The 24,102-nt window shown below is 70.7% G+C and carries 21 protein-coding genes, 1 tRNA gene and 1 pseudogene; 10 read left to right on the top strand and 13 right to left on the bottom strand.

The window, feature by feature from the left end; translation table 11 throughout:
* Window positions 1-208: 208 nt before the first annotated feature.
* Both AB0F91_RS25870 and AB0F91_RS25865 read left to right on the top strand, forming a co-directional pair.
* Window positions 209-988, top strand: a pseudogene (locus AB0F91_RS25870) (TauD/TfdA family dioxygenase).
* The gene (locus AB0F91_RS25865; protein WP_360601304.1) at window positions 985-1,413 is read left to right on the top strand and encodes a limonene-1,2-epoxide hydrolase family protein; all 429 of its coding nucleotides are present in this window, start codon (window positions 985-987) and stop codon (window positions 1,411-1,413) included. Before AB0F91_RS25870 ends, AB0F91_RS25865 begins: the two are co-directional and overlap by 4 nt.
* Window positions 1,414-1,738: 325 nt before the next feature.
* Here AB0F91_RS25865 and AB0F91_RS25860 read toward each other — a convergent pair whose 3' ends face one another.
* Window positions 1,739-2,776: a CapA family protein gene (locus AB0F91_RS25860; RefSeq protein ID WP_360601302.1), complete on the bottom strand. Its 1,038-nt coding sequence runs from the start codon at window positions 2,774-2,776 to the stop codon at window positions 1,739-1,741.
* A 123-nt stretch (window positions 2,777-2,899) separates the two neighbouring features.
* On the opposite strand from AB0F91_RS25860, the gene AB0F91_RS25855 reads away from it, so the two are divergent.
* Both AB0F91_RS25855 and AB0F91_RS25850 read left to right on the top strand, forming a co-directional pair.
* Window positions 2,900-5,380, top strand: a complete 2,481-nt coding sequence (locus AB0F91_RS25855; protein ID WP_360601300.1) for an endonuclease/exonuclease/phosphatase family protein — start codon at window positions 2,900-2,902, stop codon at window positions 5,378-5,380.
* 520 nt (window positions 5,381-5,900) lie between these two features.
* Window positions 5,901-7,007, top strand: a complete 1,107-nt coding sequence (locus AB0F91_RS25850) for a serine protease (RefSeq protein ID WP_360601298.1) — start codon at window positions 5,901-5,903, stop codon at window positions 7,005-7,007.
* Between the two features lie 61 nt (window positions 7,008-7,068).
* Here the strand turns inward: AB0F91_RS25850 and AB0F91_RS25845 are convergent, their stop codons facing one another.
* The 6 genes from AB0F91_RS25845 to AB0F91_RS25820 all read right to left on the bottom strand — a co-directional run bounded on the left by AB0F91_RS25845 (window position 7,069) and on the right by AB0F91_RS25820 (window position 12,297).
* On the bottom strand, window positions 7,069-7,437 hold the full coding sequence (locus AB0F91_RS25845) for a hypothetical protein (RefSeq protein ID WP_360601296.1): 369 nt from the start codon (window positions 7,435-7,437) through the stop codon (window positions 7,069-7,071).
* The gene (locus tag AB0F91_RS25840; protein WP_360601294.1) at window positions 7,434-10,175 is read right to left on the bottom strand and encodes an FtsK/SpoIIIE domain-containing protein; all 2,742 of its coding nucleotides are present in this window, start codon (window positions 10,173-10,175) and stop codon (window positions 7,434-7,436) included. Before AB0F91_RS25840 ends, AB0F91_RS25845 begins: the two co-directional genes overlap by 4 nt.
* Before the next feature lie 129 nt (window positions 10,176-10,304).
* Window positions 10,305-10,553, bottom strand: coding sequence for a hypothetical protein (locus AB0F91_RS25835; RefSeq protein ID WP_360601292.1), 249 nt, complete (start codon window positions 10,551-10,553; stop codon window positions 10,305-10,307).
* Between the two features lie 4 nt (window positions 10,554-10,557).
* On the bottom strand, window positions 10,558-10,818 hold the full coding sequence (locus AB0F91_RS25830; protein WP_220244957.1) for a hypothetical protein: 261 nt from the start codon (window positions 10,816-10,818) through the stop codon (window positions 10,558-10,560).
* Between the two features lie 587 nt (window positions 10,819-11,405).
* Window positions 11,406-11,490 (bottom strand) — tRNA-Ser (locus AB0F91_RS25825).
* Window positions 11,491-11,547: 57 nt separating this feature from the next.
* On the bottom strand, window positions 11,548-12,297 hold the full coding sequence (locus AB0F91_RS25820) for a protein phosphatase 2C domain-containing protein (protein ID WP_360601290.1): 750 nt from the start codon (window positions 12,295-12,297) through the stop codon (window positions 11,548-11,550).
* A 77-nt stretch (window positions 12,298-12,374) separates the two neighbouring features.
* On the opposite strand from AB0F91_RS25820, the gene AB0F91_RS25815 reads away from it, so the two are divergent.
* Window positions 12,375-14,117, top strand: coding sequence for an N-6 DNA methylase (locus AB0F91_RS25815; protein WP_360601288.1), 1,743 nt, complete (start codon window positions 12,375-12,377; stop codon window positions 14,115-14,117).
* A 9-nt stretch (window positions 14,118-14,126) separates the two neighbouring features.
* Window positions 14,127-15,011: a serine/threonine-protein kinase gene (locus tag AB0F91_RS25810; protein ID WP_360601286.1), complete on the top strand. Its 885-nt coding sequence runs from the start codon at window positions 14,127-14,129 to the stop codon at window positions 15,009-15,011.
* A gap of 59 nt (window positions 15,012-15,070) precedes the next feature.
* On the opposite strand, the gene AB0F91_RS25805 is transcribed toward AB0F91_RS25810, so the two are convergent.
* Window positions 15,071-15,577 carry a hypothetical protein gene (locus tag AB0F91_RS25805; protein ID WP_360601284.1) on the bottom strand — a complete coding sequence of 169 codons (507 nt, stop codon included), beginning with the start codon at window positions 15,575-15,577 and terminating at the stop codon, window positions 15,071-15,073.
* Between the two features lie 212 nt (window positions 15,578-15,789).
* Between AB0F91_RS25805 and AB0F91_RS25800 the strand changes: the two genes are divergently transcribed.
* From AB0F91_RS25800 to AB0F91_RS25790, 3 genes are all read left to right on the top strand, one after another.
* The gene (locus AB0F91_RS25800; protein WP_360601282.1) at window positions 15,790-16,476 is read left to right on the top strand and encodes a L,D-transpeptidase; all 687 of its coding nucleotides are present in this window, start codon (window positions 15,790-15,792) and stop codon (window positions 16,474-16,476) included.
* 332 nt (window positions 16,477-16,808) lie between these two features.
* Window positions 16,809-19,793: a PQQ-dependent sugar dehydrogenase gene (locus AB0F91_RS25795; RefSeq protein WP_360601280.1), complete on the top strand. Its 2,985-nt coding sequence runs from the start codon at window positions 16,809-16,811 to the stop codon at window positions 19,791-19,793.
* 156 nt (window positions 19,794-19,949) lie between these two features.
* On the top strand, window positions 19,950-20,381 hold the full coding sequence (locus AB0F91_RS25790; protein WP_360601278.1) for a cupin domain-containing protein: 432 nt from the start codon (window positions 19,950-19,952) through the stop codon (window positions 20,379-20,381).
* Window positions 20,382-20,437: 56 nt separating this feature from the next.
* Here the strand turns inward: AB0F91_RS25790 and AB0F91_RS25785 are convergent, their stop codons facing one another.
* Both AB0F91_RS25785 and AB0F91_RS25780 read right to left on the bottom strand, forming a co-directional pair.
* Window positions 20,438-21,958 carry a 3-hydroxyacyl-CoA dehydrogenase gene (locus AB0F91_RS25785; RefSeq protein WP_360601276.1) on the bottom strand — a complete coding sequence of 507 codons (1,521 nt, stop codon included), beginning with the start codon at window positions 21,956-21,958 and terminating at the stop codon, window positions 20,438-20,440.
* A gap of 111 nt (window positions 21,959-22,069) precedes the next feature.
* Window positions 22,070-22,747, bottom strand: coding sequence for a TetR/AcrR family transcriptional regulator (locus AB0F91_RS25780; protein WP_360601274.1), 678 nt, complete (start codon window positions 22,745-22,747; stop codon window positions 22,070-22,072).
* 126 nt (window positions 22,748-22,873) lie between these two features.
* On the opposite strand from AB0F91_RS25780, the gene AB0F91_RS25775 reads away from it, so the two are divergent.
* Window positions 22,874-23,323 (top strand): nitroreductase family deazaflavin-dependent oxidoreductase, encoded by a 450-nt coding sequence (locus AB0F91_RS25775; RefSeq protein ID WP_360601272.1) that lies wholly within the window; start codon window positions 22,874-22,876, stop codon window positions 23,321-23,323.
* Between the two features lies 1 nt (window position 23,324).
* Here AB0F91_RS25775 and AB0F91_RS25770 read toward each other — a convergent pair whose 3' ends face one another.
* Genes AB0F91_RS25770 through AB0F91_RS25760 form a run of 3 tightly spaced genes read right to left on the bottom strand, consistent with a single transcriptional unit; the run spans window position 23,325 to window position 24,066 of the window.
* Window positions 23,325-23,519 carry a hypothetical protein gene (locus AB0F91_RS25770; RefSeq protein ID WP_360601270.1) on the bottom strand — a complete coding sequence of 65 codons (195 nt, stop codon included), beginning with the start codon at window positions 23,517-23,519 and terminating at the stop codon, window positions 23,325-23,327.
* An 11-nt stretch (window positions 23,520-23,530) separates the two neighbouring features.
* A complete protein-coding gene (locus AB0F91_RS25765; RefSeq protein WP_360601268.1) occupies window positions 23,531-23,710 on the bottom strand; it encodes a LuxR C-terminal-related transcriptional regulator in 180 nt (59 codons plus the stop codon).
* Window positions 23,635-24,066, bottom strand: coding sequence for a response regulator transcription factor (locus AB0F91_RS25760; protein ID WP_360601266.1), 432 nt, complete (start codon window positions 24,064-24,066; stop codon window positions 23,635-23,637). Before AB0F91_RS25760 ends, AB0F91_RS25765 begins: the two co-directional genes overlap by 76 nt.
* Window positions 24,067-24,102: the final 36 nt, after the last annotated feature.

Genomic DNA, 24,102 nt, shown 5'->3' with positions numbered 1-24,102 from the left:
CGGCCGGGCGTAGGACAGTTTCACATCGCGAAGAGCCTTGACCCACCGCGGCGGCGCTGACGACCAGCGCGCCGCTGCCGGCCACCCGCCCCCGCAGCCAACCCAGCCGCCCGGCCGACGCAGGCACCGCCGCGCTCCGGTCGACGCGGCAAATCACCCCGATTGGCGGAACTCCGCTCAACCAAGGCGATTCGCCCGCCCGGAGGGCTTGACGTCGATCCACCTGCCGTGCTCGTCGGCCACCCCCGCCGACGGCAACCTCGAAGGCCCGCGCGTGCTGCGCCGGCTGCCCGAAGGGGCCGAAGAACGCCCCTTCAAGCTGTTCGCCCTCCGTCCCCGCGGTCGGGTTGTCGGGGCCCGAATCGACCGCGTCGACCTCGGAGCGTCATTGGCGCCCGGGCTCGCGAAGAGCCGAACAGCGCGTTGCCGGCGTGGAAGTGCTACGAGAACATCTGGCACCGACGGCACCTGGCGCCCCGCACCGCGTTCGGCTCCGTCCTGCGGCTGGTCGAGGCCCCGCCGATCGGCGGCGACCCGATGTGGACCGACCTGGCCGCGGCCTACGACAACCTGCCCGCCCACGTGCGCGAACGCATCAACCGCCTCACCGCGGTCCACGACTTCGTGCCCGGCTTCGAGCCCTTCACCGACCCGGCCGCCCCCAAGACCGCTTCCCGCCCGTCGAGCACCCGATCGTCCGCGTCCACCCTGAGACGGGCCGGCGGACGCTGTTCGTGAACCAGACCTTCACCACCCACGTCGTGGGCCTCGGCCAACCCGATAGCGACCGCTTGCTCCGCTACCTCTTCCTCCAGGCCCACACGCCCGAGTACCAGGTGCGCTTCCGCTGGACCGCGACGCCGTGGCGTTCTGGGACAACCGCGCCACCCCGCACTACGCCGTGAACGACTACCGCCCCCACATCCGGGTGGCCGAACGAGTCGCCATCGTCGGTGACCGGCAGTTCGGGCCTAACCTGGTCGTATGAGCGAACCCAAGGCCGTGGTCACCGCGTTCCTACAGGCTCTCGAGGACATGGACATCGAGCGGGCGCTGAGCCACGTCGCCGTCGACATCACCTACCAGAACGTGCCGCTCCCGGCCGCCCGCGGGCTCGCGGCGGTGGAGAAGCAGCTGCGCATGCTGACCCGGTTCGGTACCGGGTTCGAAGCGCGCACGCACCACATCGCCGCCGACGGCAACGTCGTGCTCACCGAACGCACCGACGTGCTGCGCCGCGGCTCGTTCGCAGCCGAGTTCTGGGTGTGCGGCACCTTCGAGGTCGAGAACGGCCGGATCGTGCTGTGGCGCGACTACTTCGACTGGACCACGGTCCTCGCCGCCGGCGCGAAGGGCGCCGGACGCGCGGCGCTGTCCGGCGCCAAGACGCTCATCGGCAAGTACCGCTCGTGAGTGGTGCGGCTGCGAAAGCCGCACCACTCACGAACCCCCGGGGCAAACTCGTCGGGACGCCGCGGTCGCGGGAGAAGCTGAAGATCCCGCGTCCGCGGCGTACCCCAACGGGGCGCGAAACCGCGCAAGCCGAACACGATCAACCCCCATGTGATCGTGTCGCCTCCCCCCGCGGTGTGCGACCCGCGAGCTCCCGGGAAGTGGTCTGTGCCACTTTCTCGTGAGCTCGCGAATTAACGTACCGCCGTCGCAAACCGACCGCGCCAAAGCTTGACCTGCATTTAAGGCAGATGGGCCGTCCGGGTGACGAGCAGGGGAAACGCCCTCAACGCTTCGGCGCGAGAAACCCTTCGACGGTGCCGATCCCGGCTCCCACGGCCACCTTGGTGGATCGCCGCGCCGACAGTTCGGCCACGTGCCGCAGCACCTGCGCCGCCGCCTCGCCGGCCAGTGGCACGCACTCGTTGTCCTCGCCACGGCGCACGGGGATCAACTCGAGCCGCGGCCGGTCGCCGAGCAGGCACCCGGCGAGCAGTCCGTCGACGTGGCGGCCGCGCATGGCCGGCCAGTCGAACACGAGGTTGCCGAGGCTGTAGAGGATCGGGCGGCCGCGGTAGACCTCGACGGCCTGGATGCTGTGCGGTCCGTGGCCCACCACGAGGTCGGCGCCTGCGTCGATGATCGCGTGGGCGTAGGCGATCTGGTACTCGGTGAGCTCGTCGCCCGGCAGTCCCCAGTGCATCGACACGACCACGTGGTCGGCCGTCGCGCGGGCGCGGTGGACGTCGGCGACCACGCGTTCCAGGTCGCCCGGCGCCGGGGTGGTGTGGACGATCGGCGGCCGCCCCGGCACGTCGAGCACTCGCGGATCCGGCTGGTACGAGGTGTACGCACCGGCGACCGCGACACCCGCCGAATCGGCCTTCGCCTCCTGGCCGACCGGCCAGCACAGCGACGTGAACGCGAGGAAGGCGACGCGGCGGTCGGCCCGTTCGATCACGGCCGGTGTGTGCGCGGCGGTGAGGTTCGCACCACCGCCGCAGTACGCGATCCCGGCCTTCTCCAGCACCGACAGGCTCGCGAGCATGGCCGGCGGCGGGTACGTCACGTTGTTGGCCACCGACACCACGTCGATGCCGGCGGCGGTGAGCGCCTCGACCATTTCAGGCGCGGAATGACGCCAATTCGGCTTGTGCGGGATGTCCAGACCGCCGTGGTCACCCATCGATCCCGAGAGCGGACCCTCGAGGTTGACGAAACGCAGGTCGGCCCCGCCCAACAACGGGGTCAGCGCCCGGAATGCCGTTTTCGGCTCGGTCCGCCCCTGCACGTTGACGTCTCCGCCGAGTACGAGAGAGATCACTGTGTCAACCCGTCCCTCGGAGGTAATTCCGCAAACTCGTTACGAATCGTTGCCTCTTAGTCTTCCTACCCTTCGCTTGTTCGGGGGACGATGCGTCGACCGTTCAGGCAAAGGGGACTCAGGGTGACCATATCCGGTCGAAGAAAGAGCGTGCTGACCGCCGCCGCCGTCGCGGGCTTGGTGGTGAGCGGCGCTCCCGCCGCACTCGCCACACCTAGCGCGAACGCGGTCATCGCCGAGGTCTACGGCGGCGGTGGCAACGCAGGTGCCAAGCTCACCAACGACTTCGTCGAGCTGGCCAACCACGGCGGCGCGCCGCTCGCGCTCGACGGCTACAGCGTGCAGTACCTGCCGGCCACAGCCAGCGCGTCGAGCACGTGGCAGGTCACGAAGCTCGCCGGCTCGGTCGCCGCGGGCGGCCGCTACCTCGTCCAGGAGTCGAAGGGCACCGGCGGCACCGTCGCGCTGCCCACCCCGGACGCGACCGGCACCATCTCGATGTCGGGGACCGCCGGCACGATCGCGCTGGTCACCGGTTCCACCGCGCTCACCTGCAAAACCGCCGCCGACTGCGCCGCCGACCCGCAGGTCAAGGACCTCGTCGGTTTCGGTGACGCCGTGGTCCGCGAGGGCACGCCGACCGCCGCCCTGTCGAACGCCACCTCGGCCGCGCGCGCCGCGTCGCTGGCCGACACGGACAACAACAGCGCCGACTTCACCGTCGGCGACCCGACGCCCACCAACTCCAAGGGCGAGACGGCCGGAGGTGGCGACACCGGCCCGGTCGACCCGGGCACCCCCGCGAAGATCCACGACATCCAGGGCACCACGCGGATCTCGCCGTTCAAGGACAAGAAGGTCAGCGACGTCACGGGCATCGTGACGGCCGTGCGCACCTTCGGTTCGTCGCGCGGCTTCTGGCTCACCGACCCGAACCCCGACAGCGACCCACGCACCAGCGAGGGGCTGTTCGTGTTCACCGGTTCGACCACGCCCGCCGCGGCCGTCGGCGACGCGGTGACCGCGACCGGCACGGTGAAGGAGTTCTACCCGGACGCCCCGGCGACGTCGAACTACCAGTCGCTCACCGAGCTTTCCAGTGCACAGTGGACGGTCGGCGCGCATGGGAACCCGTTGCCGGCGCCCACCAAAATCACGCCGGACCAGATCCCCGACGTGCCGGCCCCCAACACCGGCGGCAACATCGAGGCGCTGCCGCTGGAGCCGGCGAAGTATTCGCTGGACTTCTGGGAGTCGCACGAGAGCGAGATCGTCAGTATCTCCGACGCCCGCGTGGTCGGCCCGAGCAACGACTTCGACGAGCTGTACGTGACCACGGAGCCGCAGCAGAACCCGACGCCGCGCGGCGGCACGGTCTACCTCGGCTATGACAAGATCAACACCGGCGTGCTGAAGGTCCAGTCGATCATCCCGTTCGGCCAGCAGGCGTTCCCGAAGGTCAACACAGGTGACGTGCTCACCGGCGTCACCTCCGGTCCGGTGGAGTACAGCAGCTTCGGTGGCTACACGCTCTTCGCGTCGCAGCTCGGCGCGGCGAAGGACAACCACCTGCAGAAGGAGGTCACGGCGCGCCAGCGCCCCGGCCAGCTCGCGGTGGCGACGTACAACGTCGAGAACCTCGCGCCGTCCGACCCGGACACGAAGTTCGCGCAGCTCGCGCACGGCATCGTCGACAACCTGGCCGCGCCGGACGTCGTGACCCTGGAGGAGATCCAGGACAACGACGGCGCCACCGACGACGGTGTGGTCACCGCCGACGTGACGCTCAAGAAGTTCACCGACGCGATCGTCGCGGCGGGCGGCCCGCACTACCAGTGGCGCGAGATCGACCCGACCAACGACGAGGACGGCGGCGAGCCGGGCGGCAACATCCGCGTGGGCTTCCTGTTCAACCCGGCGCGAGTGTCCTTCGTGGACCGTCCGGGCGGGAGCGCGACCTCGTCCGTGGGCGTCGTCAAGGATCACGGCAAGGTGCACCTGACGCAGTCCCCGGGCCGCGTCGACCCGACGAACGACGCGTGGACCGACAGCCGCAAGCCGCTGGCCGGCGAGTTCGTCTTCCGGGGCCGCACGGTGTTCGTGATCGCCAACCACTTCAACTCCAAGGGCGGCGACCAGCCGACGCACGGCCGGTTCCAGCCGCCGGTCCGCAGTTCCGAGGTGCAGCGCCAGAAGCAGGCGACTGTGCTGAAGGGCTTCGTCTCGCAGCTGCTCGCGGCCGACCGCAACGCCAACGTGGTGGTGGCCGGTGACCTGAACGACTACCAGTTCTCGCCGGCCCTGGCGCAGCTGACGTCGGGCGGCCTGAAGGACCTCATCGCGACGCTGCCGGCCGCCGAGCGGTACAGCTACGTGTTCGAGGGCCAGTCGCAGGTGCTGGACCACATCCTGGCTTCCGGTGCGCTGCGCGGGGTCGACTACGACGTGGTCCACATCAACGCCGAGTTCGCCGACCAGGCCAGCGACCACGACCCGCAGATCGTGCGGTTCCGGCCGTCGGCCGGGAACAAGCTGGCGGACTTGGCTTACGACCTGCAGGACTACGTGGACCAGGTGCTGGGACGGACGGCTCCGCGTAAGTAGCTCTTGCTCGGCGCCGAAGGCCACCATTGTCCGCGAATGGTGGCCTTCGGTGTGCTCGTGGTCACGGCGTTGACCGAGGTCGGGCTCTTCGCCGGGCGGTCCAGCGTGCCGAGCGCGCCGGTGTCGGGCGGGCGGGTGCAGCCGACGAGTCAGGCGCCGGCGGACCGGGTGCCCAGGTCGTACTTCCCGGGGGCCGATCACGTTCGGCAGCATCAACCCGCCTGCCGAAGGGAAACGACATCGTGGGCCGCTACCGCTCCGTTCACCAAAGGCGAGAGCAGGGTGCGGATCTGGTCGAGAACGGCGTGCTCGGCCGTGTCGCCTGCAGCCGGCAGCTCGCGGCCGACGGCACGAACCAGCTGCCGGCGGTCCCGTTGACCCGGCCACCGACGTGGTGCCGGGCAACTGGCTATTCGGCGCGCAACCAGTAGACAAAAGGCGTACGCAGCGATCACTCCGGCGAGCGTTGCCCGGAGTGGGCCGGGATTCGTACGTTCGGACCAACCGATGAGGAGGTCCGATGCGCAGGATTCTGACCGTGTGCGCTGCCGTCCTGGTGGCCGGGACGGTGGTGGCGACACCCGCGATGGCGGTGGCGGGTGGTGACATCGCGCGGCCGGCCGCGGCGCCGTGGATGGCGACGATCGCGTTCAACGGCGACCAGCCGTTGGTGCAGCGGGAAAGCTGCGGCGGCGCGCTGATCGCACCCGACCGCGTGGCGACGGCGGCGCACTGCGTCGACCACGTGGACCCGACGCACCTGGAGGTGCACGTGGGCGGCGGCACGCTGTCGGAGGATCCCGGCAGGAACGTGCCGATCAAGGGCTGGTCGGTGGAGCCGGGGTTCCGGCTGATCCCGTCACCGGTGGCGCCGGAGGACTCCGAGAAGTCCAGCGCGGCCGACGACGTCGCGGTGATCAAGCTGGCGCGGCCGGTGTTCGGGGTGCCGACGTTGCCGGTCGCCCGCACCGCGCCGGCGCCGGGATCCACTGTGGACCTCTTCGGTCACGGCCTCACCCAGGCCCCGGACCCGAAGAACCCGACGGCCGCGCTGGGTGACCAGCTGAAACACGCGCAGCTGAAGGTGCTCGACGACGGGGCGTGTGCGGCGAAACTCGCCAGCCCGGGATTGCTCGACGGCAAGTCGGTGCTGTGCACGCAAGGCGCTGCCACCGTGTGCCCCGGCGACAGCGGCGGGCCGCTCGTGCAGAACGGCCGGCTCGTGGGCATCGTCAGCTTCGGCGGCGAGACGGCGGGCAAGCAGTGCGGCGAGCCGACCGTCGACGGGTTTACCGATGCCGCCGTGGCGCGCTCGTTCCTGACTCAGCCACGCCCGCCGCTCGCGCCGATGGCCGCCGCGGACCCGGTCATCACCGGCACGAAGGCCGCCGGCAACACGCTGACCTGTGCGGCTCCGAAGTGGACGGTCAAGCCCGACAAGGTCGAGTACGCCTGGTACTTCAACCAGGTCGACCCGGCGAACGACTTCGAGTTCTTCGTCCCGGTTGAAGGGGCGACCAGCCCGACCCTGACCGTGACGAGCGACCTCGCCGGTCACAAGCTGAACTGCGGGATCAAGGCCACCACAGCGGGCGGCACGATCCTCCAGTACACCGACATCGTCTGACAACCGGTACGACAAGCACGACGCGACAACCAGCGCGGCCGGGCCGAAAGCCGGCTGCGCGTCAGCGTTTCGCTCGCCACCCCAGCGCCAGCACCGCCTGCACCAGCTCCTGGTACGACGGCTTCACTTCCTCGAGGTACCGGTCCAGGTACTGCGGCCGCGCCGTCGACACCGGCTGCGGATCGTCGGCCGGCTCGAGGAAGTTGAGCCGGGCGACGTTGTGCAGGGCCATCTTCCACCAGCGGGAAGCGCGTTCCGCCGCCTTCTCCTCGCGTTCCTTTGCGGCGGAGACGGCGGCGTGCGCGTCGGCGAGCTGGTGGTCGATTTCGTCGGCGCGGGCAAGCTCCCAGGCGCGCAGGTTGTCGGCGGAGCCGCGGGCCAGGCCGACGATCTCCTTGTAGCGCATGGCCGCGCTGGCGTCGTCCGTCATACCGGGTCTCCCGTCTGCTCGGGGCGCTGGAAGGGGATGATCACTTCCGGAGCGCCGTGCTTGGTTCGGTCGAAGAACAACGCACGGCCCTGGCGCGGCGACCAGTGCACGACCTGGCCGGCGGCGAACGGGGAAAGCTCGTTGCCCTGCACGTCGAGCGCCGCCCAGGTGCCGATGTCGTCGGTGCCGCCGAAGCCGAGCGTGTCCTTGAGGCGCGCGATGCTGCGCCACCAGCCGATGGTGTGCACGCCGTGGCCCGGGCCCGTCTTGAGCACCGTGCGCAGGTGGTCGAGGCCGCTCTTGAGCTGACCGGGGGCCTTGGTCTCCAGCGCGGGCAACGCGGCGTCCACTCCGTACAGCAGCAGGATCCGAGCCGGACCACCGAGATGTCCGTCGACGATCGAGGTCAGCAAGGCCGTCAGGTCGTCGATCAGGTCCGCGACGTGGCCCTCGGCGCGCAGCCGTTCCGTCAGCTCCAGGACGGCCGGCGCGCACGCCTCGATCGGGCAGTGCAGCACGAACTCGACTTCGCCGAGGTCGTACTGCCGCGCCAGCGACCGCGCCGCGGAGTCCATGATGGACAGTGCCTCGGCCGACGCGCCGCCCAGCACCGCGACGTTGCGGCCCGGCGCGCGGGGCAACTCCACGCCCTGTGCGGCCTCCGTCACGTCGATCGACTGGCCCAGCAGCGCGCGTGGGCGGGAGGTCGGCTTGAGCTCCGTATACGCCGGGAACTGTTCCAGCACCGGCGAATGCGCGCCGTCGAACAGGCGGGGGCGCGGGAAGCGTCCGGAGTAGAGCTCCCACAGCTTGTGCTGCAAGTCGACGAACACGTTGCGGCTGCTGGCGTCCGGGATGTGCGCGAGCAGGTTTCCGTGCGCCACGCCGGAATCGTGGTTGATCACGGCGTGCCACTTCGGCGCGGACACCGCCGCGTTGTTCGTCTCCGCCAGCACGCGCCGCGCCTTCGGCATGGCGATGCGCAGCGTGCACTGCTCGAACACCGCGGGCTTGCCCCAGAACGCTTCGATGCCGGCGACGTCCTGGCTCGCCAGCACGAGGTGGATGCCCTGCGAACGCCCGCGCCGCGCGATGTCCTCCAGCAGCTGCGTGGCCGTGGCCGTGACCTGGTCGCGGCCGGCGAACAGGTACTGGAACTCGTCGATCACGGCGACGATCCGCGGCCAGTGCCCGCCCGGGTCCTGCTCGCGCAGGTCGGCCAGGTTCGTGACCTCGTGTTCCTTGGCCGCGGCCGAACGCCGGCGCAGCTCGTCGGCGAGGAATCGCAGCAGCGCCAGGCCGAACTCACGGTCGGTGTTCACGTTGACACCCACGAGCTTCGCGTGTGGCAGCCAGCTCGCGTCCTTGCGGCCCGGCGCGAGGCCCGCGAACGAGACGCCTTCCTTGAAGTCCAGGAGGTACAGCGCCAGCTCGTCCGGCGTGTACCGCGCGGCGAGGCTGCCCAGCAGCGCGTAGAGGAAGTTCGTCTTTCCGGAACCGCTCGGGCCGCCGATCAAGGCGTGGGGGCTCGCGTCGCCGATCACGACCTCGACGGCCTCACCCTCGTAGAACCCGACGGGCGCGCGCAGCTCCCGCGCCGAGCTCTCCCGGCCGAACTCCGTCGGCAGCAGGTCGGCGAACGACCGCGGCCCGCCTTGCTTGGCGATCAACGCTTCCGCGATCCGCCCGGCCGCCCGGATCACCTGTCCGGACGGCAGCGGCGGATCGAGGTCGACGACGAGGTCGGTGCCCGTCATGCTGCTGATCGTGCGCCGCTCGTCGAGCAGGCTCAGCGACTCGATCGACGCGCTCACGGCCGTGGGCACGTCGATGAGGATCAGGCAGATCCCGGCGGCGAGCGCGCCGCTGGCCACGCGCTTGAGGTCGCGCGCGAGCTCGGGTTCCAGCGTTTCGCCGTTGCCGTAGAGCACCGCGATCCGGTACGGCTCAATCCGTTGGTTGCTGGCGCGCCGCAGCTCCCGCAACGACGTGTGGCCGGCCTGCATGCCGGTGGCGTGGATGCGGCGGATGTGGCCGGCCAGCTCGTCGAGCAGGTCTTCCAGCCGCGTCGGGTCGTAGAGCGACAGCGCGCTGGTGCGGCTGATCGGGTAGAGGTCGGGCAGGATCGCGGTGAGCTGCCCGATGTCCCACAGGTGGATCTTCACGGCGCCGGGCTCGAACGTCGAGAGCACCCGCATCAGCAGGTTCTGCACGATCCCGTCGATCACCGGACGCGTTTTGGGCGCCGAGGTGATCTGCAGGTGCGACTCGTCGAGCAGGGGCACGGCGACGTCGAACGTCCGCGAGATGTCGCGGCCGGCCGCCGTCGCCGAGCCCACGCGCCACAGCCCCGGCGCCGTGATGCCGGGGTTGGTCCCCACCCGGCCGAGCCATTCGCTCGGCGGCCGCCCCGCGGGACCCGGTGCGTTGGCCGCCACCAGATCCCGCAGAGCGCCCGGACCCGAGCTCCAGTCGGTGTAGAACGCGTTGCGCACGCCGCCGAGCGAAGCGAAAACCTCGTGCGCGGCCGGATGCCGTGCCCACTCCGTCTGCTGCTCGGCGTTGGCGTGGTTCATGCCGACGCGCACGATTTCCTGCTCGAGCGCGAGCCGCGCCACGTCGGCCTCCGCGGCTTCGCGGGCGCCGGCGGCGGCACCGAGCACGAGCCCGATCTGGTGCCGGACCCGGTCCAGCGCCGTCTGAACACGGTTGCGCTGCTCGGCGGATTTACTGGCCATCGGTGTCGCTCATACTGCGCCGTTCGTTACTAATCCGGCCACAGGCACGGCCGCATGGCTTGCGTAGCAATGGTCACCTCTTTCAGAGGGGGCGGCCTACTTTTGGCCGGATTAGTAACGAGGTCGTCCCTACAGGCGTGACTGGTATCCGCTCACCAGGTTGTCGGCGGCGGCTAGGCGGGTGAGGAGATGGTCGAGTCCCTCGTCGGCCTGGTCCAGTTGCGTCGGCAGCCAAGGATCGGCCTTGGCCTGTGCGTCGACGAGCGCTCTGCGGGCGTCCCCGAGCAGGGACTTGGCCCGCTCGGCGTGGGCGCGCCCGTCGGTGAGGCCCGTCATCGCGGCGGTGAGCAACTGGTGGATCTCGGCGAGTCCCGACATGCGGTTACAACCGGGCCGAGTAGGAGTCGGCCGACGAAATGCTGGCCTGGATGGTGCTTTGCATCCCGGTGATTCCGTTCAGCGCTTCGGCCAGCAGGCCGTGGGCCTGGTTGACCTCGTGCTGACTGCTGCCCTGCGTCGCCTGGGAAAGCGACAACTGGGCTTCTTCGAGAGATTGCGCTGCCTGCTGCAGGGCGGCGATGCTCGCGGACGCCTTCTCGTTCGCGAGCGCGATGCCAGCGCGGATCTCTTCCACTCCGGGCATGGGGGCGGACTCCTCGGTGCGTCGGGGCTGGAACGACCACGTACAAACTTAGCGTGATCAGGTGTCTTCGGTAAGTGAGGAACTGGGGGAGAATCGACAAGGCCCCGGACGTGGGTGACGTCCGGGGCCTCGCGGGCAGCGGTCGGTAACGGGACCCCCGAACCGTGTTCCAGCCATGGTGACCTGCGGTTTTCGAGGCTCGCGCGCGAGTGGCCGCGCCCAGGTCAGGCCGGTATTCGTGACACCGATGAACCTCTCCGAACTTCTACGATCGAGTCTGCGGAGGAGACTAGCGGGTGGGATCGGGGTGGGTTTCGGAGGTCCTCGGCTAGCCCCTGGCCTGCGCGGGTGTCGATCAGCAACGCTTCGGCAACGGCCGCCGCGCGGACGCGCACCGGAGAAATCGGGTATATGAAAGGAAATTCGCGTTTCCGGAAGTTGGGTGCGGCTTCGCCCTCTTCGCGGGCCGGTCACGCGCGCCGAGGAACCGCGGCCGCGCAACAAGAGTGGCGTGTCGGCCAAACCCGTGAACGACAAAACGCCGGGCTGCTCGTGAAAGCTGCCCGGCGCTTCGCCTGGTACTGCGGCGGAGGATACAGGATTCGAACCTGCGAGGGCGTGAACCCAACACGCTTTCCAAGCGTGCGCCTTAGGCCGCTCGGCCAATCCTCCGTGGAGAAGGGTACCGGATGGGGTGGTGCGGTCCCGCAGGTGGGCCGGGGGTGGCGATCAGGCGGGGACGACGTCGGCGACGACGATGGTGATGTTGTCCGGGCCGCCGCCGTCGTTGGCGAGGGTGATGAGGGCGGCGACGGCTTCGTCGGGGGTGCCGGCGGCCAGGGTCTCGGCGATGGCGGGTTCGCCGGCGCCGGCGGTGAGGCCGTCGGAGCAGAGCAGGAGGCGGTCGCCGGCGGCGGGGGTGAACTCCCAGACGTCCGGGTCGCCCGAGCCGGTGCTCTGGAGGGCCTTCATGAGCAGCGAGCGGCGCGGGTGGTCGACAGCGTCGGCCTGGGAGATGCGGCCGTCTTCGACGAGGGCCTGCACGAGGGTGTGGTCGCGCGTGATGCGGTGCAGCTCGCCGTCGCGCAGGAGGTAGCCACGGGAGTCGCCGATGTGGGCGGCGGCGAAGCGGACGCCGTCGAAGAGCACGGTGGTGAGCGTGGTGCCCATGCCGTGGGTGGCGGGGTCCTGCTCGGCGACCTCGGTGAGGCGCTCGCCGACGCGCCGGACGCCGTCGGCGAGGGTGCTCTGGAGGTCGAGCGAGGTGAGATCGAGCGAGCGCAGCTCGGAGTCCAGGCTCGCGAGCACGCCGACCGCGGTGGCACTGGCCACTTCCCCGTGGGGCTGACCACCGATACCGTCGGCCACAGCGAGCAGGCGTCCGCTGGCGTAGACGGAGTCCTCGTTGATCGAGCGTCGTCGCCCGGTGTCGGAGCCCGCGGCGTAGCGCAGGGTGAACCGGGTCTGGTTGGTGACCATGCCACCATGAAACCATCGGTTGACTGAGTTAACAAGCAAAACGATGGAAACTGCAGTCATCAGCTATCGTGCTGGCCATGGACGACACCGCGACGGTCAGCGCCGCCGACATCGCCCGGCTCGCGGGAGTGCGTCGCGCCGCGGTGAGCAACTGGCGGCGGCGCCACGACGACTTCCCGCGCCCGGTCGGCGGCACCGCGTCCAGCCCGCTGTTCTCGCTGCCCGAGGTGCAGGCGTGGCTGGCCGGTCGTGGCCGGCCCGTGGAGCTCACGCCGATCGACCTGGCGTGGCAGCGGCTGCGCGCCCTCGGCGACGATCTCGAGCTGGGCACCCGTGTCGCCGACGCCGGTGAGTACCTCGCCCACGCCACGGAACGCCCTCACGACGACCCCGAGCTGCTCGCCCTCCTCACCGAGGTGGCCACGACGAACGGTGCGGCCTGGACGTTCGAGCAGCTCTGCGAGCGCTACTTCGAAGCTCACGCCCGCCGCGTCTCCCCGACGACACCCGCGTACGCGAGCCTGATGGTCCGCCTCACCGGCGCGAAGGGGGCCACCGTGCTCGACCCGGCGTGCGGCTTCGGGTCCCTGCTCCTCGCCGCCGAAGCCACCCTCGCCCAGGGGCAGGACAGCGACCCCGCCACCGCTCGCATCGCCGCCCTGCGCCTGCGTCTGCACGGCGCCGACACCGAGATCCACGCCGGCGACTCCCTCCGCGAAGACGCCTTCACCGGCCGGCAGGCCGACGTCGTCCTGTGCGACCCGCCGTACAACGAACGCGCGTGGGGCCACGAAGAGCTCGTCGGCGACCCGCGCTGGGAGTTCGGGCTGCCGCCGCGCGGCGAGTCGGAGCTGGCGTGGGTGCAGCACTGCCTGGCGCGCGTGAAACCCGGCGGCACCGTCGCCATCCTCATGCCCGGCGCCGCCGCCGGCCGGCGCAGCGGCAAGCGCATCCGCGCGAACCTCCTGCGCGCCGGCGCCCTGCGCGCCGTGCTCACCCTCGCTCCGGGCACCGACCTCTGGGTGCTCACCAGACCCGAGCCCGGCACCCGCGCGCCCGCCACCGCGCTGATCGCCGAGACGACCGTCGACGACGCCGAAGCCCTCTGGCGCGACCACCTCGGCAACGGCACCGGCGAGCGCATCATCGACCTCCTCGACGACGACGTCGACCTCACTCCGGCCCAACGCCGCACCGCTCGCGAAGACCTCGGCGAGGCTTTCCTTGCCGCACAGCGGCTTTTCGGCCGCGTCGGCCTCGACCTCCCGCCGCTGCAGCCGACGGGTGAGGAGCCGCCGCACACCACCATCGGCGAGCTCGTGCGGGCCGGTGCGGTGGAGATCCACCACGCGCCCGCGCGCACCGGCGACGGCGACGAACCCGTCCTCACCCCCGACGACGTCCTGGCCGGCCGCGCCCCCACCGGCTACGCGGCTCCCGACGGCGCGGCCGTGATCGCGCACGAAGGCGACGTGATCGCGTCCGTCACCGGAGCCGTCAGAGTCCACAGTGGACCACCCGTGCGGCTCGGCCCCGCGCTTTCGCTCTACCGCGTGGATCCCGTCCACCTCGACGCCGAGTTCCTCGCCGGCTGTCTGCGCGCGGCCGATTTCCCCGTGCACAGCGCGTCGACCCGAATCGACACGCGGCGCCTCAAACTGCCGCGTTACCCGCTGGCCGAACAACGCTCGTACGGCGCCGCGTTCCGCGCCCTCGCCGAATTCGACCGGGCGCTGCGCGAGACGGCGGAAATCGGCCGTGACCTGGTCCGGCTAGGCTTTGCGGCGCTCGCCGAAGGACGGCTGCGGCCCGGCGCCTGAAGGGAACCCATGCTCATCGCCGATCGCTACGAGGTCGACGAGCTGCCGCTGGGCCGCGGCGGGATGGGGGCGGTGCACCGCGGGCACGACCGGCGTCTCGACCGGCGCGTCGCCATCAAGCTGCTGCGCCTGCCCGGCCGCGACGAAGAGCTCGAAGAACGCTTCGCCCGCGAAGCCCGCATCCTCGCGACGCTCGACCACGCCGGCGTACCCACGCTGTACGACTTCGGCACCCACGACGGCCGGTTGTTCCAGGTCATGCAGTTCATCGACGGAGTCACGGTCGCCGACCTTCTCGCCGAGCACGGCCCGTTGCCGGTCCCGTGGGCGGCGGCGATCGCGGCGCAGGCGGCCGCCGTGCTCGCGGCGGCCCACGCCCGGTCCGTCTGCCACCGTGACCTCAAGCCCGCCAACCTCATGCTCTGCCCCGACGGCAGCGTGAAGGTGATGGACTTCGGCCTAGCCGTGCTGCGTGAAGCCGACGTCGCCCGCTTCACGCGCGCCGGGCAGCTGCTGGGCACGCCGTCGTACATGGCGCCAGAGCAGATCCAGCGCGGCCTCGCAGAGCCGCGAAGCGACCTGTACGCGCTGGGCTGCGCGTTGCACGAGATGCTCACCGGTCGCCAGCTCTTCACCGGCCCCACCGCGTACGCCGTGTTCGAGAAGCAGGTGAAGGACGCGCCTGCCGCCGTGCCGGGGATCCCCGCCGCGCTCAACGCCCTGCTCGCCGAGGCCCTCGCGAAGGACCCGGCGGACCGCCCGGCCGGTGCCGACGCGTTGTACGCGCGGCTGGGCCCGTTCGTCCGAGATCTGCCGCCGCTGCCGGGTTTCCTGCACGCCGTGCCGAGTCCAGCGCGGATGTACGCGCGCGTGGTGGCGCAGGTCCGGGGATGACGAAATCCTCCCGGCCCGGGTGCGGTCGGGAGGATTTCGCGGCGAGGGCGGCGAGGGCGTCAGGCCCGCACCGCCGGCCGGCTCTGCTCGGTCAGCGGGAGGCCGCGCTGCTGGATGCGGCAGTAGGTCAGCGCGTTCTGGACGCCGATGCTCAGGCCCAGCGTCAGCAGGATCGACGCCGAGGTGAGGCCGCTGCCGAAGCCCAGGTAGCCGCCGAGGAAACCGAAGCCGATGCGGGCACCGATGGTCGCGAGCCACAGCACGAGGGTCAGCGCCGAGCCCTTCTGGAACGTGGTGGCGCCGCGCGCGGTGAGCGTGGTGCTGGCGCTGCGGGCGAGGCCGAGCACGACCAGCACGGCGATGTCCGCGCCGAGCAGCGCCAGCTCGCCGGTGCTCGCCTTCTGCAGCGCCTGGGCAGTGGTGAACACGCCGATGGCGGTGAGCACGATCGGCATCGTGACCAGCGACTTGCGGCTCAGCAATGTGCCGCGCAGCTGCTTGTAGACCACGCGGTAGAAGACGAGGGCCGCGATGGCGAGGTAGGCGAGGATGGTCAGCGGGTTCATCGGGGCTCCTTGGTCGGTGGTAGTAGCCAGATTCGTCCTTCCGACCTGCCGTTGCGTCGGCTCACGGGCGGGTCCCGGGTGGATCCTCGCGTCCACCCGGAGGTGGAGCCGCGCCGAAATCGTGACCTTCGTGCCGCAACCACGCCGGGGAGACGGTCGTCTATCCCCGTGACAAGTTCGACCGACGAGTTTCACCCTGGGGGTACCGGATCGTGAAGAGGCTTCTGGTGGGGATCGCGGCCGTGGCCGGTGCGTTCGTGCTCGCCGCGTGTTCCGGCGGCGGCGCGTCGCCCGCCAACGTGACCGGCGGCGGCGCGGTGCAGGCCGGCGCCGGCGGTGGCGCGCCGACGACCTCCGCGATCACGTCGAGCAGCGCGCCCGCGACCACGAGCAGCGCCCCGGTCACCACCAGCTCGCCCGCCACGAGCACGTCGAAGCCCAAGCCCACGAGTACCAAGCCCACGAGCACCAAGCCCACGAGTACCAAGCCCAAGCCCACCACGACCAAGCCGAAGCCGGTGACGACCACGGCAAACGTCCCGTGTGCCAAGGCCGCCGCCGCGTCGGGCACGGCCGCGTGCGTGGACATCTCGGCGCACAAGGCGTGGCTGCTGAAGGACGGCAAGGTGATCTACGGCCCCGTCTCCATGCTGCCGGGCCGCAAGGGCCACGCGACACCGACGGGCTCCTTCCGCGTGCTGTCGAAGGAAAAGATGCACTACAGCCGTGAATTCGACAACGCGCCCATGCCCAACTCGGTCTTCTTCTACCCCGGCGACGCCTTCCACACCGGCAGCCTGAAGACCTACTCGCACGGCTGCGTGCACCTCTCGGCGACGTCGTCGCTCAGGTTCTTCAACACCCTCCACGTCGGCGACGTCGTGCAGGTCGTGCCCTGACGGGTGGGTGAAACGCGAAGTGGGGGCGCCGGTCGAACCGGCGCCCCCACTTCGCGTGCGGGATCGTCCGGTAGGTGTCCGGCGAGAGCGGGAGCCGGGAGAGGGACACGGGAACGTTTCTGCCGACGCGCGCGGGGCGAGACCGAGAACGGTCAGGGCGGCCAGTGCCGAGGTCACCCACCCGGGGCGTGCTCAGGTGTTCGAGTATCCCCAGCGTCCGCAGGTCCGGGTGACCTTCGCCGACCGATGCGGGCACTTAACGCGATTCACCCGGATGTGGTAACGGCGTCCTCTTCGTGAGCGATAACCGATCACTCACGAAGGCGCACCGCATGGCCTGGAACAAGTTCCGCTCGCTGCTCACGGCTGCCGTGCTGGCCGTGGCGCTGGTCCCCACCACCGCGTCCGTGGCGGCGGCCGACGACGTCGCGCCGACGTTGCCCGCCGGCTTCGTGCTGCGGGACACGCCCACCGGGCTCTCGCCCTACGACTTCACCGACTTCGCATGGCTGCCCGACGACAGCGTGCTGGCGCTGGGCAAGAGCGGTGCCGTCAACTGGGTCCCGGCCAACGGCGCGGGCGCCCCCGTGCGGATCGCGAACTTCGCGGTCGAGACGCAGGGCGACATGGGGCTCACCAGCATCGCGCTCGCCCCGGACTACGCGAGCTCGCACCAGATCTACCTCAACCGCGCCGTGAGCACGGGCGGCGGCCAGTACGTGCTGCGGGCCGCGCGCTTCACCGTGACCCTCGACGGTTCGGGCCACCCCGCCGGGCTCACCGGCGAAAAGGTGATCTTCGAGCTGCCTGGCAGCCAGTACTACATCCACGGCCTCGACACCGTGATCCCCGCGCCCGACGGCACGCTCTGGTACTCCGTGGGCGACAACGGCGACGCCGGCAAGACCAACGAGGTCGCCTTCGCGGCGCTCGACCTGGACTCACCGTCCGGCAAGATCCTGCACGTCACGCCGGATGGCAAGGGTGTGCCGAGCAACCCCTTCTACCCCGATTCGGCCCCGGATTCCACGCGTAGCAAGGTGTTCGCCAGCGGCTTCCGCAACCCGTTCCGCTTCGCGCTCGACCCGAAGAGCGGACTGCCCGTGGTCGGCGACGTCGGCTGGTACCTGTGGGAAGAGATCGACGTGGTGCAGCCCGGCGCGAACCTCGCGTGGCCGTGCTGGGAGGGCAGCCACCCGACGCCCGGCTACAGCACTGACCCCCGCTGCGCCCACGTCGTCAACACGCCGCCGCTGTGGGAACACCAGCACGGCACCGGGCCGACGAACGGCAACAGCGTCACCGGCGGTGTTGTCTACAGTGGAACGACGTACCCGGCCGCGTACCAGGGCGCGTACTTCTTCGGCGACTACGCGGGCCAGCAGCTATGGACGCTCAAGTACAACGCGCAGGTCGCCCTCACGCAGCCGCCGGTGAACCCGCCGCCGTTCGCGAACATCGGCGGGGTCACGCGGATCTCCGCGGCGCCCAACGGGGACATCGTGTTCGCTGACCTCAACGGCAGCCGCCTGCGCCGCCTGAGCTACTCCACGAACAACGCTGCGCCGGTCGCGGTGGCCACGTCGTCCACCGATCCCGACACTCGCACGGTCTCCTTCGACGGCAGTGGTTCCTACGACTTCGACGGCGACGCGCTCACCTACACCTGGAACTTCGGCGACGGCACCACGGCGACGGGGGTGACGGCGAGCCACCAGTACGGCGCGGGCACGTCGTTCACGGCCACGCTCACCGCTCAGGATCCTTTGGGTGCCGAGGGGGCCACGACGGTCGCGGTCGCGCCGGGCAACCACTCGCCCGACCTGGCACTGTCTACTCCAGACAAGGCCTTCGCCGTCGGGGAGTCGGTTTCCCTGACCGCCTCGGCCACCGACGAAGAGGACGGCACACTGCCGGTCACGTGGACGTCGCTGATCCGGCACTGCCCCGACCTCGGCGCGTGCCACGTGCACCCCGACGACGGTGCGACCGGCCCTTCGCTCTCCGTGCCGTTCACCGACCACACCGACTCGCGCATGGAGTTCACCGCGACGGTCACCGACAGCGCCGGCGTGAAGGCGAGCAAGACATACGTCGCCATGCCGCGCCAGCACCGGCTCACGCTCGTGAGCACGCAGCCGGCCGCGCTCAGCATCCCCAGCGAGGGCGGCGTGAGCAGTGCGATGGTGACCGAAGGCGCGACGTTCGACGTGACGGCGGTGCCGCTGGGCAGCGACGGCGCGTCGAAGTTCACCGGCTGGCAGGACGGGCCGGCCACCGCGTCGTGGTCGATCACCGTCGGCGCGAGTGACACGACGCTGACCGCGAACTACGCCGACGCGATCGACCAGCGCTACGCGGCCGAACCCGCGCTGCGCACGCTCGTGGGCGCGGCGACAGGTCCCGAGGTGGTCGACGGCCCGGTGCACTACCGCCCGTACGCCAACGCCCGCCTGTACTGGACGGCGGGGACCGGCGTGCGCGAGATCGGCGGCCAAATCCTTGCCGAGTACCTCGCGATCGGCGGGCACCAGGCTTACGGGCCGCCGGTGACCGACGAGACGCGAACGCCCGACGGCGTCGGCCGCTTCAACCATCTGCAGGGCACGCCGGGCACGCAGGCGGCGTCGATCTACTGGACGCCGTCGACGGGTGCGCACTCGATCCAGGGCCTGATCCGCGCGAAGTGGGCGGCGCTGGGCTGGGAAAAGACGCTTGGCTACCCGATCAACGACGAGGCCGGCACCCCCGACGGCGCCGGCCGGTACAACCACTTCACCGGCGGCGGCTCGATCTACTACACCGCGGCCACGGGTGCGCACTGGATCAACGGGGCGATCAAGCAGAAGTGGGCTGCGTACGGCTGGGAGCGCGGGCTCGGTTATCCGACCACGGACGAATCGGTGACTCCGGACGGCGTCGGCCGCTACAACCACTTCACCGGTGGCGCCTCGATCTACTGGATGCCGTCGACGGGCGCGCACGAGATCGGCGGCGCAATCAAGCAGAAGTGGGCGGCGTACGGCTGGGAGCGCGGGTTCGGCTACCCGACCACGGACGAAACCGCGACGCCCAACGGAGCCGCGCGCTACAACCACTTCACCGGCAACGCGTCGATCTACTGGAGCCCGGCGACGGGCGCGCACAACGTGAAGGGTGAGATCCGCAAGCGCTGGGCCGCACTCGGGTGGGAGAAGTCGTACCTGGGGCTGCCGACATCGGACGAGTACCGCTACGGCGGCAACGGGTTCCGCAGCGACTTCCAGGGCGGCTACATCGTGTGGACGCCGGCAGGGGCCCTCGACCGCCGCTGGTGAGTGGCCCGAGTCACCCGCGCTGGTTCCGACGTGGGTGATCTGTCCATTGTGGGCGTTCCCGACGGGTGAGAAGTGCCCGTGCGGACGGTAAGTCAGGAACTTTCAGACAAGCGTTCGTGGGGTAACTTCACGGAAGATCATCGAGAAAGGTCTTCCATGCGCAAGCTCGCCACGGTCGCCGTCGCCGGCGTTGCCACCCTCGCCACCCTGTTCGTGCCGTCCGTCGCGTCGGCCACGCCCGGTCGTGGCGTCAGCGCGACCCTGATCTCCCAGTGGACGGCCGGCAACACCGACTTCGTCCTGCGCGAGATCACCCTCGCCCCGGGCGGCTCCACCGGCTGGCACACCCACGAGGGGAACCTCTACGGCTGGGTCCGCTCCGGGACGCTCACTCACTACGAGTCCGACTGCGCCATCGACGGCGTCTACCACCAGGGCGCCCCCATCATGGAACCGGCCGGCGCCGATCACGTCCACATCGGCCGCAACGAGGGCACCACGCCGATGGTCCTCGACGTCCTCTACGTCCTGCCCCACGGCGCGCCACTCTCGGACGACGCGGCGAACCCGGGCTGCAGCTTCGACTGAACCCGCGCCGGAGCCGGGGTGCCGCGGTCGGGGGCGGCACCCCGGTTCCCGCCGGTTCAGAGGAGGTCGGCGGGCCGCGTGCCCTTCGAGGTGAGCGGCAGGCCGAGCGCGACGCGTTCGACCAGCCAGCTGCTCGGCCGGTAGCGGGGATCCCCGGTGGACTGGTACAGGCCGGTGAGGACGCGGAGCACCTTGTCGGGACCGACGAAGTCGCCCCATTCCAGGGGGCCGCGTGGGTAGCCGAGGCCGAGGCGGACGGCGGTGTCGATGTCGGCCGGGTCGGCCAGGTTCTGCGCGGCGATGGAGCACGCCGTGTTGACGATCGAGGCCAGCAGGCGCTGCGCGACGGGCGCGGGGCCGTCCTGCACGATGGTCACCGGGCGGCCCGTGGCGGCCAACGCGCCCCACGCGGCGCGGCCCGCGGCGGGGTCGAGTCCCGGGTGGACGGACAGCGTGAGGCGGCCTTCGTAGCCGCCCAGGGCGTCCACGCCGCAGACGCGCGAGGCGGGTAGACCGGCGCGGGCGGCGGCGTCCAAAGTGGACTCGCCGCGGAGGGACACCAGCAGCACTGCGTCGGGGTACGCGTCGGCGACGACCTGCACGCCGGCGCCGGCGAGCAGGCGGCCGAGGCGGTCCTCGGCGGTGAACACGGGCTTGGCCGGGGCCGGCGGCGCGGCCGGCTCGGGTGCGACTTCCTGCTTGCCGTCGACGTAGCTGTAGAAGCCCTCGCCGTTCTTGCGGCCGAACAGCCCCGCCGCCACGCGCGGGCGCGTCAGCCAGGACGGGCGCAGCCGCGGCTCGGAGTGGAAGCCGCTCCAGATGCTTTCGAGCACGGCGTGGGAGACGTCGAGACCGGTGAGGTCGAGCAGCTCGAACGGCCCGAGCTTGAGCCCCAGCACGTCGCGCGCGATGCGGTCGACGTCCACCGGCTCGGCGATCGACTCGGACAGGATCTGCAGCGCCTCGGTGTTCAGGCCGCGCCCGGCGTGGTTGACCAGGAAGCCCGGCGCGTCCTTCGCGAGCACGGGTTCGTGACCCCAGCGGCGCACCAGTTTCCCCGCTTCCGCCGGCAGCCACTCGGCCGTGCGGACGCCCGGGACGACCTCGACCAGCCGCATCAGCGGCACGGGGTTGAAGAAGTGCAGGCCGATCACGCGCGTCGGGTCGGTCAGGCCCGCGGCGATCTCCGTGACCGACAGCGAGCTCGTGTTGGTGGCGAACACCGTGTCGGGTCGGCAGACCTGCTCGAGCTTGCCGAACAGCACGCGCTTGGCCTCGAGGTCCTCGCGCACGGCCTCGATCACGAGGTCCACGTTCGCGGCCGGCGCGGACGGCGCGGCCACCATCACCAGGCGTTCCTTGGCGGCGCGCCCCTCGTCCTCGGACAGGCGGCCCTTGGTGACCAGCTTGTCGAGCATGGTGTGCACGTGGTCGAGCGCAGAGCGCACCGCGTCGAGATCGAGGTCGGCCAGCTCGACCGTGACCCCGCCGGTCGCGGCGAGCTGGGCGATGCCGCGCCCCATCACGCCGGTCCCGACCACCCGGACCCTGCTCACCCGCTCGGCCCATCCCGCCACGTCGAACCACCTTCCCCACGAAGTCGTCACCGGCGAACGTACCGTCTCGACGCCGCGGGTGAACCGTCTCGGGAGGGCTAGTTCACAGCTCGGGACTTCACGGCCGGGACTTCACAGCCCCACGAAGTCGGCCATCTGTCCGGTGAGGTGCTCGAAGTAGGCGTCGGACGGGTCGACGCTGCCCACGTACTGCCCGAACAGCTCGAAACTGATCGCGCCGAACAGCTGCGTCCACGCGCCGATCAGCCGGGTCACGACCTCGGCCGGCGCGTGCGCGCCCAGGGCCCGGGCAAGGGCCTCGGCCTGCCCGCGCAGCTCGGCGGACATCGGCGCCGTGACGGCCGGCTCGTGCGGGTCGGCCTCGAGCAGCACCTTCGCCATCGCCTGCGCCACGCGCGCGGCGGGCACGATCGTGTCCTGTGGCGCCTGGTAGCCGGGGATCGGCGAGCCGTAGATCAGCGCGTACTCGTGCGGGTGCGCCTTGGCCCACGCGCGCGTGGCCTGCCAGACGGCGTGCCAGCGCGTGCGCGGGTCGCCGGTGCCCGGGTCGGCCTTCTCCGCGGCCTCGCCGACGGCGTCGTAGGCGTCGATGATCAGCTCGGTGAGCAGGCGGTCGCGGCTGGGGAAGTAGCGGTAGAGCGCCGAGGACACCATGCCCAGCTCACGCGCGACCGCGCGCAGCGACAACCCGTGCGCGCCGACCTCGGCCAGCTGGCGGCGGGCTTCGTCCTTGATCTCCCGCGTCAGCTCGGCGCGGGCGCGTTCGCGGGCGGTCTTGGTGGCGGTCATGGGGGCCAGTGTGCCACTTCGAGAGCGTTGCACACAATGGAGAGCGCCGCTCTTGACGCGGAGCGCGTTATCGTGTTCACTGATCTCAACAGAGAGCAGTGCTCTCGCTGAACTGGAGGTCCCGAGATGAACACCGGGAAGCGCTACGTCAAGCCCGCCAAGGCCACCAACTCGTTCAACAACTTCGTGCAGTGGCTGACCAAGCGGGGCGTGAGCGTGGTGGGCAGCCGCGTGCTGATGGTCCGCGGCCGCAAGACCGGCGAGATCCGCGAGGTGCCGGTGAACCTGCTGCCGTTCGAGGGCGGCCGCTACCTGGTCGCGCCGCGCGGCGAGACGCAGTGGGTGCGCAACCTGCGCGTGGCCGGCGAGGGGCAGCTGCGCGTCGGCAAGCGCGTGGAGGGCTTCACCTACCGCGAGCTGTCCGACGACGAGAAACCCGTGCTGCTGCGCGCATACCTCAAGCGCTGGAAGTTCGAGGTCGGCGTGTTCTTCGACGGCGTGGACGCCAAGGCGCCGGAGGAGAAGCTGCGCGAGATCGCGCCGGGCTACCCCATCTTCGAGCTGATGCCCGCCTGAGCTACTTCTTCGTGGTCCGTCGAGCTGTGGCGGCGACGGTCACGACCCCGACGAGGATCGCGACCAGCCCGATCAGGAACCACAGCTTCTGACCGGTCATGAAACTGCCGGTGATGACGCCGGCGCCCTGCAGGACCCAGACGGCCCCCACCAGCACCAGCACCGCGCCGATGGCCAGCGTGATCCAGCGTTTCACGGGGATTCCTCCTAGGTGGCCTCTGTCGCGACCAGGTCGTTGCGGTAGGCGTAGCCGACGGCGTGCACACGGTCGCGCAGGCCGAGCTTCGCGAGCACGCGCGAGACGTGCGTCTTCACAGTCTCCTCGCCGACGTGAAGCTGGCGTGCGATCTCCGCGTTGCTGCGCGCGTCGGCGATGAGAAGGAACACCTCGCGTTCGCGGGAGGTGAGCCGCGCCAGCTCCGGCGGCGGCTCGGCGGCGCGGGGCTGGTGGCGAAGCCGGCCACGAGCCGGCGCGTGACAGACGGGTCGATCAACGCGGCACCCCTCGCCGCGACGCGCATGGCGGCCACGAGGTCTTCGGGCGCGAGGCTCTTGAGTAGGAAGGCGCCGGCGCGCAGGATGCGGAAGACGTACTCGTCGGCGTCGTAGGTGGTCAGGACCAGTACGCGGGTGTCGTTGCCGGGGATGGCGAGGATGGCTTCGGTCACGGCGAGGCCGTCGAGGCGGGGCATGCGGACGTCGAGGACCGCGACGTCCGGCTTGAGGCGCTGGGTTTCCGCCACGGCTTCACGCCCGTCGGCCGCTTCGCCGACGCACTC

Origin of the sequence: Amycolatopsis sp. NPDC023774 (genome assembly GCF_040639695.1) — a bacterium.
Taxonomy (GTDB): domain Bacteria; phylum Actinomycetota; class Actinomycetes; order Mycobacteriales; family Pseudonocardiaceae; genus Amycolatopsis.
Note: the sequence above shows the minus strand (reverse complement) of the source record. Positions and strands in the feature narration are given on the sequence as shown.